The 12,083-nt window shown below is 66.3% G+C and carries 10 protein-coding genes and 1 tRNA gene; 6 read left to right on the forward strand and 5 right to left on the reverse strand.

What is annotated here, in order from left to right; all coding sequences use genetic code 11:
• Positions 1 to 124 precede the first annotated feature (124 nt).
• Positions 125 to 1,066, forward strand: coding sequence for a helix-turn-helix domain-containing protein (locus tag TY25_RS23745; RefSeq protein ID WP_042259343.1), 942 nt, complete (start codon positions 125 to 127; stop codon positions 1,064 to 1,066).
• A gap of 6 nt (positions 1,067 to 1,072) precedes the next feature.
• Here TY25_RS23745 and TY25_RS23750 read toward each other — a convergent pair whose 3' ends face one another.
• The gene (locus TY25_RS23750; protein WP_042259345.1) at positions 1,073 to 2,449 is read right to left on the reverse strand and encodes a lipase family protein; all 1,377 of its coding nucleotides are present in this window, start codon (positions 2,447 to 2,449) and stop codon (positions 1,073 to 1,075) included.
• Positions 2,450 to 2,827: 378 nt separating this feature from the next.
• Between TY25_RS23750 and TY25_RS43250 the strand changes: the two genes are divergently transcribed.
• Genes TY25_RS43250 through TY25_RS23765 form a run of 3 tightly spaced genes read left to right on the forward strand, consistent with a single transcriptional unit; the run spans position 2,828 to position 5,344 of the window.
• Positions 2,828 to 3,169 carry a hypothetical protein gene (locus TY25_RS43250; protein ID WP_162184221.1) on the forward strand — a complete coding sequence of 114 codons (342 nt, stop codon included), beginning with the start codon at positions 2,828 to 2,830 and terminating at the stop codon, positions 3,167 to 3,169.
• A gap of 46 nt (positions 3,170 to 3,215) precedes the next feature.
• Positions 3,216 to 4,118 (forward strand): SGNH/GDSL hydrolase family protein, encoded by a 903-nt coding sequence (locus tag TY25_RS23760; protein ID WP_052383151.1) that lies wholly within the window; start codon positions 3,216 to 3,218, stop codon positions 4,116 to 4,118.
• Positions 4,115 to 5,344 (forward strand): acyltransferase family protein, encoded by a 1,230-nt coding sequence (locus TY25_RS23765; protein ID WP_042259349.1) that lies wholly within the window; start codon positions 4,115 to 4,117, stop codon positions 5,342 to 5,344. Before TY25_RS23760 ends, TY25_RS23765 begins: the two co-directional genes overlap by 4 nt.
• Position 5,345: 1 nt before the next feature.
• Here TY25_RS23765 and TY25_RS23770 read toward each other — a convergent pair whose 3' ends face one another.
• Together TY25_RS23770 and TY25_RS23775 are read right to left on the reverse strand one after the other, a co-directional pair.
• A complete protein-coding gene (locus TY25_RS23770) occupies positions 5,346 to 6,002 on the reverse strand; it encodes a TetR/AcrR family transcriptional regulator (protein ID WP_052383152.1) in 657 nt (218 codons plus the stop codon).
• Between the two features lie 185 nt (positions 6,003 to 6,187).
• Entirely contained in the window at positions 6,188 to 6,928 is a 741-nt protein-coding gene (locus TY25_RS23775; protein WP_042259478.1) for a GAF and ANTAR domain-containing protein, read from the reverse strand.
• A gap of 205 nt (positions 6,929 to 7,133) precedes the next feature.
• On the opposite strand from TY25_RS23775, the gene TY25_RS23780 reads away from it, so the two are divergent.
• Positions 7,134 to 7,207 (forward strand) — tRNA-Pro (locus tag TY25_RS23780).
• A 46-nt stretch (positions 7,208 to 7,253) separates the two neighbouring features.
• On the opposite strand, the gene TY25_RS23785 is transcribed toward TY25_RS23780, so the two are convergent.
• Positions 7,254 to 8,255 carry a tyrosine-type recombinase/integrase gene (locus TY25_RS23785; RefSeq protein ID WP_226887389.1) on the reverse strand — a complete coding sequence of 334 codons (1,002 nt, stop codon included), beginning with the start codon at positions 8,253 to 8,255 and terminating at the stop codon, positions 7,254 to 7,256.
• A 245-nt stretch (positions 8,256 to 8,500) separates the two neighbouring features.
• Between TY25_RS23785 and TY25_RS41840 the strand changes: the two genes are divergently transcribed.
• Positions 8,501 to 9,994, forward strand: coding sequence for an ABC transporter ATP-binding protein (locus TY25_RS41840; RefSeq protein WP_236639141.1), 1,494 nt, complete (start codon positions 8,501 to 8,503; stop codon positions 9,992 to 9,994).
• A gap of 872 nt (positions 9,995 to 10,866) precedes the next feature.
• Here TY25_RS41840 and TY25_RS23800 read toward each other — a convergent pair.
• Positions 10,867 to 11,475 carry an MspA family porin gene (locus tag TY25_RS23800; RefSeq protein ID WP_226887390.1) on the reverse strand — a complete coding sequence of 203 codons (609 nt, stop codon included), beginning with the start codon at positions 11,473 to 11,475 and terminating at the stop codon, positions 10,867 to 10,869.
• Between the last annotated feature and the right edge of the window lie 608 nt (positions 11,476 to 12,083).

Consider the following 12,083-nt stretch of genomic DNA (forward strand, 5'->3'; position numbering starts at 1 on the left):
CCGTCCACTTCTGGGTAACGCCGCACGGAACGTCACGGCGACACGCCGGACGCCACGAGCGGCACCTCGATGCGACCACGGTGTTCGTTCCCAGGCAGTGCCGATACAGGAACGAGGATGCACCGTGCGCACTCTGTCTTTCGACAGCCATAACCTAGGCGCGATCGAGGAATTCCTGAACAGCGCCTACACGACCATGAGCATCGGCAACGGCAGCCCGCAAGACGCGTCGGCGCGGATCCGGCGCGACATACTCGGCGCGGTGAGCCTGGATCAGCTGGATCTCGGTTTCGACATGAGCTACGACGCCGATCCACTGGAACGGGTGTGCCTGTGCGCGGTGCAGACCGGCGCGATCGAGGAAACCTATCGCGACGTGGGCACGGATGTGTTCCACCCGGGCGAGGTCGGCCTGCTGACCCCGCCGGACCTGCCGTACCGCGGGACGATCCGCACCGCCCGCTACAGCATCACGATGTTCGACCCGGCGCTGCTGTCCCGGATGTGCGGTGCGCTAGGCAAGCCCGTCCGCTTCACCGGCCACAAGCCCACCAGCGCGGCGGCGGCCCGGCGGCTGAAACGCGCGATCGAACATCTGCAAGAGGTCGCCGCGGATTTCGCCGCTCCCCCGAGCCCGCTCGTCGCGGCCACGCTCACCGACTATCTGGCCGCGACCGTGCTGGACACGCTGCCCACGACCGTGGCCACCGAACCGACCGCGACGGACCGGCGCGATGCCCACCCGGACGTGGTGCGACGCGCCATCGCCTACATCGAGACGCACCTCGCCGAGGACATCGCCGTCGCCGATATCGCGACCGCCGCGTTCGTCTCCGTGCGCGCGCTGCAGCTGGCCTTCCGCAAGCACCTCGACACCACCCCGCTGGCGCTGCTGCGCCGGCTACGCTTGGCCGCGGCACACGAGCAACTGCGTGCCGCGGTCCCCGGCGCGCACGTCACGGTGACCACCGTCGCCCACCGGTGGGGATTCACCCATACGGGACGGTTCGCGATCGAGTACAAGCGGGTCTACGGCCAGCACCCGAGCCGAACTCTGCAGAGCTGAAACACTTTACGGGTGTGTACCCGCACCGACAGGCAGGCCCGTCACCAGACCGGCGATGGCAGGCCACGTCTCGGCGAGCAGCGCGATGAAATCGCCGTCGGTGAACGTGGAGAACGGACTGTCGATCGCGCAACCCGGGCTCGCCGCAACGCCGTTGAGCCGGTCGATGATGAACTGGTAGCCCTTCGGCAGCCAGCCCGGGATACCGACGACATGTTCGGCGAAGAACTCGCGCGTGTAGCCGAGCGAGACCTCGGGATTGCGACAGTACTTGTCCACCAGCCGATCTACGCCCGGACTCGGGATGAACTCGTCGTTCTGAGCTTGATAGATGTACATCGGCACGTCCGGATCGCGTTTGCCCAACTCCTGCGCGGTGATGGCGGCGCTCAGCTCCGGGATGTCCAGCACGTCACCGGGGCCGGTGTAGGACCCCAGATAGTTCCACCACGGGAAGAACGCGGAACCCTGTGTGTGGCAGAGCATTCCCTTGATCGAAGTCATGAAGCGGCCGAACCAGTCGAATTCGGTGTCGAGCACGTGCTGCACCTCCGGGTATTCCGTCGCGAAACCCCGCAGGGCCGCCCCGATCAGTCCCGCGCCGAGGTTGAAGTTGTTGGAGCGCAGCACCGCTCGTAGATCAGCCATCGCGACGCCGCCCATCGTGACGCCGACGATATTGATCTCCGAGGCGTACGCGCCGTGGTTCTCCGCGACCCAGCCCGTCGGGATCGAACCACCCGAGTAGCCCATCACCCCCACCCGCGCGTCCGGAGTCAGTTGCGCGGGGCGGAAGTTCTGCGCCGCCCTGATGCCGTCGAGAGTGGCCTGACCACCCAGAATCGCCGCGCCGTAGGCGGACCCCGGCCCCTGGTAGTCCGGGATCGACACCACCCAGCCCTGCGATATTCCCAGGGCGATGGCCAGCGACACCTCCGCCGAGTTCACATAGTCGACAGGTATCGAACCTTGTTGCACCACATACGACATCGCGCAGTACTGCGCCGTGGAGTCCTCCGCGACCTGATAGGACAGCAGCTTGAAGCCTTCCGCCGGTGCGGGACCACGCGGCTTGACGACGGTGGTGACCGTCGCGATCGGATTTCCGTGGCTGTCGTTGGTGCGATACAGCAGCTGCCACGCGTCGATGTTGAACGGAACGAGCGACAGCAACGCGGGCGTGATCATCCTGGCCTTGATGATGCCGCCCGGCGGAGTGTCGGCGATGACGTTCGCCGGTGCCTTGTAGAAGGGGTCCAACTCCGGCGGGAGGACCAGTACCGGCAACGGCGCGATCGGCACGTCCCGCGGAGCGGGTGCGGCTCGCCCGAGGACCGGGGTCGATGCCAGTACGACCACGCAGAGCAGGACGGCCAGGGTCATGCCTCGACGGCCGGAGCGGGGTTCATGAGTAGCAACGTTGCGCCACATGGGTACCTCATTTTCTCGCGGTCACCGGCGGATCGTCGGCGACCAGAATGAAATGATAAGGCAGATTATCAGAATTGCGCGGTTATCGTGATCGCTTCGCAACCATCACACACGGCCGCCTTGCTTGATTTGATCGCAGCTCATGGCCACCCATTGCCCCTCACCGACGTGAACTGTGATACAAGTCACCTTCTCACAGCTATTTCCTGGCATCACCGAAACACATCTGATAATTTCGCCTATCAGTTGCGGAATAGCAAATCTCCACACTCGGTTGGCACGCAGAGAACCCATGCGGGGATGGGCGGCGTTGCCGGAAAGGAATCCTCGATGAACGCACCCCGGACCGCCGCCGCACTGACGGCGGGCACCCTCCTCTTGAGCAGCTGGCTGCTCACGGCTTGCTCGAGCGACACGACCTCACCCACCCCTGCCGCGACGACCAGTCGTGGTGCGCCGACCCCCTCGACAACCGAGGTGCCGTTCCCCACCAGCGCGGTGCCAGAACCGTTGCCTACCAGTACCTTCCCGGTCCCGAGCACCGTCCCGAGCACGGTCGCGCCGCCGGTGTACCGCCCACCGGTCTCCGAGGCGCCGCGACCGCAAGCGCCCGCGCCGCAAGCACCGCCGGAACTTCCGGACCCGGGTTTCGCCCCGCGGCCAGGGTACTGACTCCGGCCCCCACGTGCTCCAGCCCCCACGTGCAGGAGAGGAACCAGTGCAACCGAACTCGACGATTTCCCGTCTCTGCATCACCGCGACCGCGACGCTGTGTACATTCGCGCACGCCGCCACCGCGAGTGCCACGCCCGAACCCGCCGGGGCCCGGATCGTGGTGCTCGGCGATTCGTTCGCCTCGAATTCCATAGGGACGGACCAGCACTCGAGCCAGTGCGACCGGAACCCGCGTTCCTGGCCCAATCAGCTGGCGCAGACGACCGGCGCGACCCTGGTCGACGTGTCCTGCGCCGGAGCGGCGCTCGACACCGGCACCGGCTGGAACCTCGCCCACCAGGCAAGGAAAGCCGCCGATGCCGCGGCCTTCGGTGCCGGAACCGAGGCCGTCCTGCTCCAATTCGGGCTCAACGACATTTGGGGCGACAACGACGTCGTCGCGTTGAACGTCGTGCTGCGCTGCGCGATCAACCTGCTGCAGGGATGCGAGCCCGATGCCGCCGGGCAGGGCCGGCTGCCGGACCTGAGCCGGATCACTCCGGAGAACTATGCCGCCCGCATCGCCCGGGTCATCGCATACGTCCGCTACTACGCTCCGCACGCACGTATCGCACTGGTCGGCTATCCCGAATTCTTCGACCCCGCCGGCACGACGGCCTGTCTCGGGCTGTTCGGTCTCGGCACGCTGGTGCAGCCGCGGGCGGCGGGACTCGCGGCCTATCTCGCGGCATTGCGCGCGGCCACCGCGGGTGCCGCGGCCGCGCTCGGGATCGAGTATTTCGATACCGCGGCGGCCTATCGCGGCCACGGGATGTGCTCAGCGGAGCCGTGGCTCAACGGAATCGGCGATCCCCGCGCCGAGTTGCTCGGCATCCCCGGGCATCCGTCACAGCGCGGTGACGCCGCGACCGCAGCGGGCATACGGCAGATGCTCGGGCCGCCGTGACGATCGAAGACACCCGCGCGCCCGTAGGCTTTGCCGCGCAAAGACCTGCCCAGCTCCCCTCACTCACCGGCATGCGCTGGTGGGCGGCGTCAGCGGTTTTCGCGTTGCACGCCGTGGTCTTCCTGCCCGCGTATCCGTTCCAGCACAGCGAGACCTTCCGGCGCATCCACACGGTCCTGCCGATGCAGCTCGGCGCGGCGGGTGTGACGTTCTTCTTCGTACTGTCGGGGTTCATCCTCTACTGGAACCGCCGACCGGGCGACAGCGCCAAATCTTTTCTACGCCGCAGGTTTCTGAAGATCTATCCGACACACTTACTCACGCTGGTGTTCTTGCTCGTCGTGGCACCGGTGCCGCTGGCGCGAGCGGTGGTCTGGGTGCCGAATCTGCTGCTGATCCACACCTGGGTGCCCGGTTGGACGGCACTCGGCGGGCTCAATGTGCCCTCGTGGTCGCTGGTCGCGGAAGTTCTGTTCTACCTTTCCTTTCCGGTCCTCGCGCCGTACGTCGACCGGCTCCGCGACCACCAGATCCTGCCCTGCCTGATCGCGGTCTTCGTGATGATCGTCGCATTGCACTGCGCCTGCTATCTTTTCGCGGACGGGCCGAAAGGCGTGGCGAACATCTTCGTGCCACGCCTGCTGCCCGGCGATGTGACACCGGAGCACGAGATACATTCCGCGCCAGTATGGTTCGCTCAGGATTCCATCCCTGTCACACCGTCGTACTGGCTGAGCTACAACTTCCCGCCCAGCCGCCTGCTCGAGTTCTACATCGGTGCGCTCACGGCCAAACTCGTCATGGTCGGCCGGTTCACCGCGACTCGATACCGCTACCCCTTGCTGCTGTTGGCCGCCGGGTACGCGCTCACCTGGGTGGTGCCGTTGAACTTCAAGCTGTCGGTGCCGATCATCCTGCCCGCCGCGTACGTCATCGCCACCGCATGCTGCCGCGACACGGCCGGATACCGCGGGCTCAACGCGAGCCGTCCGCTGGTCTGGCTCGGCGATCTCTCCTTCGCCTTCTACCTGGTGCAGTATCCGATCATGGTGACCGTCACCCAGACCTGGATGAGCGGCCATCGCTACGACATCCGGGGTTGGCTCGCCTGGTCCGCGGTCTGTCTCGTGCTCTCGATCACGCTCGCGGCAGCCGTCTTTCGCTACATCGACCGGCCCATCACCCAGTGGGCGCGCTCGATCGATCGACGGCAGTGCGCCGACTGAGTCACGGCAGCAGCGGGCCCACCGCGTCGAGGTAGATCCGGGCGAGCTGGTCTGCGAGTTCGTCGGTGCCGGCTCCGACGAATTCGGCGAACACGGGCTCGGCGTTCACCCACTCCTGGATCGCGTAGATCACCGCACCCATGGTCGCGATCGCCGCGAACGCGAACGGCCGCGACGCGATCTCGCCGCGTTCGGCCGCGATCTCGGCCTGCGACACGAACAATCGGGCGAATCGCCTGCGCCGCTCCCTACGCCAGATCTCGACGGTATCGGCGACCCGCACGATCTCGACGAAACACATCCGCGCCGCCCGCCGATTCGGGCACGTGGCCGCCAGGAACGCCCGGAACGTCACCGCCGCCCGCGTCGCGAAATCGGCCTCGTCCGTTTCGACGAGGGCCGCGGCCACCCGTTCCGCCGCACGCGCGTCGAACTCGTCCACCGCCGCGATCAGCAACTGATCGAGCGCACCGAACTCTTCATAGAAGGAGCGATACGAAACCCGTGCCGCCGTGCACAATTCGCCGATGGACGTGCCGGGATACCCGCGCTCGCCGAACAGCTCCACCGCCGCGTCCAGCATCCGCCGCCGACGCTCGGACGCCCGCTCGTCAGCGCTGCGCCCGCGATAAACCCGCCCGCCGGCCTCCTCGCCCACCAGACCACCTCGCCTCCGATTCGGCAATCGTCAACGCCTGAGCGTAGCCGTGCCCGAGGGTCGGCAAGCAACGACTCAGACAACGCCGCCGACTACCTCGACGGCGATCAAGCGGACCGATCCCGCGGTGCCCGATCCCCCACGCCGGAGCGCGAATTCATCTCGGGCACCGCGGCCGGACAGTGTCAGCTCGGTTTATGGTTGCCGTGCGCGAGGATCACGCGCGCATCGATGGTCCGCTCCACCACCGCCCGCGCCAGATCCGGCAGCCGGCCGCGGGAGTGACGCGCGTAACCCCGCAACGCGTGGAACGCCGTCTCCGGATCCAGATCGCCCTGCGCGGCCAGTATCCCCTTCGCCTGCTCGATCACGATCCTGGTCTCCAGCGCCGACTGCAGCTGCCCGTTCACCGTCTTGTGGTCGGCGAGCTGCCGCGCCCGCAGGATCGCGATGCTCGCGATATCGGCCATCGCCTGCCCCACCACCAGATCGTCCTCCGACAGCCGCGTCTGCCCGTGACTGAACAGATTCAGCGCCCCCACCCGGTCCGTGCGCAACCGCATCGGCAACGCATACACCGACCGGAACCCCTCCACCAGAGCCTGTTTCGCGAACGCCGGCCACCGATCCTGGGCCGCCTCCAAATCCTCGACGACCACCCGTTCACTGGTCCGATAGCACTGCAGGCACGGCCCGTCCTGCGCCTGGATCTGTAGCAGCTCCAGCCATCGAGTCGCCTCACTCGTGGAAGCCAGCACCCGCAACTCCCCGTCGTCGCGCGCCAACAGCACCGCCGCGGTATCGACCTCCAGCAGGTCCACCGCCCGATCCAGCAGCCCCTGCACGACGTCCACCGGGTCGTACTCCTCCACCAGTGAGTCCGCCAGCTGCACAAACGCCTCAACCAGCCGCCGCTCCCGCCGCATGACCGCCGCCTCCTTCGCGCTTCCCGGCACCCGTGCCTGTCACTGACCGTGCCGAGTCCCGAATGCCCCGACAACACGTCATCAATCGCCCGAATCCGACGACCCCCATCACACTCCGACCCCCGCGCCACGCCGTCTACCAGCCGATTAGCTCCACCGCCCGCCCCTGGGGTAATCTCTTCGAGCGCGCAGCAATGAGCGCAAACGGGCTGTGGCGCAGCTTGGTAGCGCACCTGACTGGGGGTCAGGTGGTCGCAGGTTCAAATCCTGTCAGCCCGACAGTGAAAAACCCCTTCTGACCTCGGTCGGAAGGGGTTTGCTCGTTTCAGACAATGCGCAGTTGGGGACCATTTGGGGACCGCTGAGGCGCTCGCAGGTGGATCGAGAGCAAGTTGCCGTCGTTCTGGAGCGCCTCGATATCGGGGTGAAGGTACCGCTGGGTGATCCGGGGATCGGTGTGCCCTGCGATCTGCTGGAGCCGATGCAGCGGGACGCCAGCGTCAGCGAACCAGGTGAGCCCGGTATGCCGGAGATCATGCTGGCGCAGGTGTTCGTAGCCGAGATTGGCAACGACCTCGTGCCACCTCGTCGCCTTCCGCAGCACACCCGTTTGAATCCGGCCACCACGCGGGCCGACGAACAGGCGCGCATCAGGGCGACCGTTGGCGGCTTGAATCCGCTTGAGCACCAACGGACGAATGTCCTCGATGATCGGAATCTTGCGCGAGCGCTTGCCCTTCGTGCCCTTGTCCTTCAGGCCGCCGGGACCGGGTGAGGTTTGCCGACGAAGCCGCCAGACCCATTCGGTTGTGTCGATATCACCAACGCGGCAGCCGGACACCTCACCAATCCGAACCGCCGTGCAGGCCGCGAAGATCACGACGTCACCCCAGCCCCGATATTCGTCCGCCGACGCGGCAACCAACGAGTCAGCCAGCGTGGTCAGCGTCCCCCAGTCCGGGAGCGCCAGCGTTCGCGGATCATCGAGTTCGTCTTCGTACCGCTCGTACTGCCGCTGCCACCCGACGACCTCGACACGGTTCCTCTCGATTATCTCATCGCGGACGGCCTGGTCCATGACCCGAGACAGCGCGGCAAGCCCGTTCTTGACTGCCGATTTGCTGACACCATCCGCGATCCAGTTCATGACCGCACGGTCCGCGACTCCAGCGGTAATCATGGTCACCGGCAGATGCCCGATTGCCGGAACAACGCGCCGCTCCCACGCAGGCAAGTAAGCATCGCCAACGGTCTTCTCCTCCAGGCCGCGCATTGCGGTGTCCCAGTGGGCTTTTCCGTAGTCCGCCAGCGTGGCAGTCGCGGTCACGGGGTCGACGCCACGGGCAGCTGCACGCCGGATGCGGTCTACCCATTCCTGTGCCTCTTATCGCGTATCGAAGGCTCACGACTTGGACGGCCGACGCTTCGTCACCGGATCGACCCATCGGACTCGGGCTCGGGCTCGGAATGGTGTGGCCCGACTTCGCTCCTCGATGTCTGCGCGAATCTCGACTCCGAGCGGGATCACATCCACTTTCGATGCCATCAAGCCACCGCGGGGTCAATGCGTCGGTGTTCCAGGTAGGCCATGATGTCGGCGCCGCAGTACCGGGTAACTCTGCCGGATATCTGCACGTAAGGCGGCCCTTGCGGCGGGCGGGCGGTGCGCCAGCGCCGAAGGCGCGACCACGCATCCGGGCGGCGGACTCTACGATCGCCGAGAGCCGTCAGGCACGGCTGTCGACCCTGTGGCTGCGTACCCGGCTGTTTCCGGTGGTGGAGATCGCTTGCGCGCTACCGGTGGTGGGCGTGCTGCTGTTCGGGGGCTGGTCGCATCGCAACGACATGATCTCCCTGGGCGCCGTCGTCGCCGCAGCGCTCTACCTACAGCGGCTGATCGATCCGCTGAACTTGTTCATGATGTGGCTGGACCAGATCCAAAGCGCCACTGCCGCATTCGCCAGAATCGAGGGAATCGCCGCCGCGCGAGCGCCGCGAGCCGACCCGGATCCCTCGGCCATCACCGAGCCTGCCGATGACCGAATAGTCTGCGCCGGCGTGCATTTCGCCTACGGAAACAGCCGCAGTGTCCTGCACGGTGTCGACCTCGATATCCGGCCCGGCGAACGGCTCGCCATCGTCGGGCCCTCCGGTGCAGGCAAATCCACCCTCGGACGGTTGATCGCCGGGATCGAGGCACCCGACCAGGGTTCGATCACCGTCGGCGGTGTGCCGATCGCCGGGCTCGCCCCGGATCGGCTGCGCCGCCAGATCATCCTGATCACCCAGGAACACCATGTCTTCCGCGACACCCTGCGCGAGAACCTGCGCTTGGCCGCCCCAACCGCCACCGACGACGAGCTGGCCGCCGCCCTCGCGGCCGTCGGCGCGAGCTGGGCCACCGAGCTTCCAGAGGATCCCGGTACCCTGCTGGACGGTCGGCATCGTCTCGATGATGCTCGAGCACAGCAACTTTCGCTAGCCCGCGTGGTACTGGCCGATCCGCATACGTTGGTCCTGGACGAGGCCACCGCGATGCTCGATCCGACCACCGCCCGCGATACCGAACGTAGCCTGGCCGCCATCCTGTCCGGCCGGACGGTCATCGCCATCGCCCACCGCCTGCAGACCGCACACGACGCCGACCGCATCGCGGTCATGGAGGACGGCCGCATCACCGAACTAGGCACCCACACCGAACTGCTCACCCGGGACGGTAGCTACGCCGCCCTCTGCGCACCTGGCACGGCTGACCACATCACCTCCCCGGTATCGCTGACGATCACCCGCGACAGAGATACGAATACATTTGCGCCTCCTCGAAAGCGACGTCGTGCGCGCACGTGGGTGATCAGTGTGAGGACATGTCGGATCGCGTCGGTGTTCAGGGTCTGCGTTGGGCGGGTTGCCGTTATTGGACGCGGATGGTGGGGCCGGTGCCCGGGCGTAGTGCCGTCATGCCCGATGTTCCGCTGTTTCCGGGCAGGGTGTCGTCGAGTCCGCCCTGTACGATGGTCGCGATCTGGGCGCCGGAGAGGTCGGCTGTGCGGCGTATGCCGAAGGTGACGAAGTTGAGGCCGGGTTTTTGTCCAGGGGCGAGTTTCTGGTTCTCGGCGATGGTCTGCGGTGTTCCCGCTCGAAACCCGACGGCCACAACGGTCCAGTTGCCGGGGTCGGGGGGGATCGGCACCAGTGTTTGTGAGGGTCCGTTACTGACGTCGACCACCCACACGTCACCGACGTGGTCGTTGAACACCGATTGCGGGTAGGCGATCTTGGTCAACGCAGTCTGCAAGGTCTGGCCACGAAGATCGTCCTTGGTGACTTTGAAGATGACTTGGCTGCGCTCGACGCTGACCTGGGCTGGTGGCGCGGGTTTGAGCCAGTAGTAACCCAGCCCCACAGCGGCGAGCACGAGGACGCCTGTGAGCGCTGCCAGGATGTAGCGGCGGCGCCGCGGCGCGGTGCCGGTTTGCGTGGTGGGCGACCGAGTCATAGCGGACGCTCCTGGGCTCGATGATGTTCGACGTGGACCGCACCTGGGATGCCTGGCATTCAGTTTCCTCCGGCCGGGTGCGGGATGTTCGGCGCGGGGGTGGCGGGCAGGATCTGCGGTGGTGCTCCGCGGAACCCGTCCGGTGCGCCGGTGGGGCCGGTGCGGTGGGGGGTTGTGCGGGTTCGGGGACATCCAGACACGGCCGGCCCGGGTGCATCTGCTGCCACTGCTCACACGGAATATAGGGTCCCGCCGACGCCGGCGGGGCGCCAGGCTCGATGGCAGCGAGCACGGCCATGCTCGCGCTCAGCGCCCCGGTGGCGACCAAGGCGGCACCGGTGGCACGCCATTGTTCTCCACCGGTCCCGCTGGATGGCGTCGGTTCGACCGATGGAACGCTCACGCTCTTGAACGGGTCCAGTGGGTGTCGGGTTTGCGCGGCTCACAGGTATACCGGATCGCCGTAGACGGTGACGGTGTTGTCCGCGGTGGGGGTGGAGATCCGCGCGGTCGCGAACGAGCGCAAGCTCACCGGGCCCATGCAGGCGTCGACCTTGATCTCGACTCCTTCAGCGGTGATCGACGCGCGTGGCCCGGCCAAGGGTTTGGTCCCGAAGTCGATGGTCGCGATCGAGCCGGGCTTGATGGTGGTGGAGATGTTCGGTGACACCGACGCGCTCGCTCCGAGGCTGACGCTGGGCGGGTAGCTGATATTCAGCGACGCGTTCGGCCCGACCGAGAATCCCATGCCCAGGGTCAGGCCCGTGGAGACATCGACTTGGCAGCCGATCTGATACCCCAACCCCAGCGAACCGGCCGAAATCGGCGCCGACCCGCCACCGCTGACTTCGGCGACGGCTTTGAGACTGACGAATCCCTCGCGGGTGAACATCGTCGCGGCCAGATTCGGAACCCGATCCAGATTCTCACCGGTCTTGGTCACCGCGAGGATCCACCCGTCATCGGTGACCGTCTCGCGGTTTTTGTCGACTATCGGGTCCGCGCTCACCGCGCCCGCACCCCATATCCCGGCCAGCAACACCGCACCCACAGTGACAGCACTGGACGCTGTCAGTAAGGTTCTCCCCACAACCTTCCCCTCCCACAGTCATAGCAAACTTTCAGCTATCTACGCGAGTAGCTTGACACGCCACCCCCATGGCGAACAGTCTTTTATGACCGCAGTCATATCGCGAACAGGCAAGCGATACAGATCACATGCGCGACCCATGCGGCCGAAACCAGCCGGGGCTCTTGACGATTCACGGTGCGCGCAACCGCGAACAGGCTCCGGATCTGGGCTACCGTGCCCGAACCGTTACCAAGACGCCGCCCCACGCATCGACGTTGTAGGGTGCCCGGCGTCCAAGTGGAGCGGAAATGCGCGGGTTCGCGAATTTCCGAATGGCGTACCACGTAAAACCCAACGTGTCGCGGGCTGGATAGCGCCCCGCGAAGTGGGTCCGGCAGGCGGTGGGTGTTCAGTCGCGGTCGTTTCCGAACACCCACCGGACTATGGCGGCTTACGCCTGAAGTACCGCGACGAAGCGGCTCGTGTACTCACCCCGTGCGCGTCCGATCCGGGTTGCAGCCGTCTGAATCCGAGTCCCGCGACGAAAGCGTTCCTCGCAATCGTTGATGGACAGCGACCGAGCCCGT

This window comes from Nocardia brasiliensis NBRC 14402, assembly GCF_000308475.2.
Taxonomy (GTDB): domain Bacteria; phylum Actinomycetota; class Actinomycetes; order Mycobacteriales; family Mycobacteriaceae; genus Nocardia; species Nocardia brasiliensis.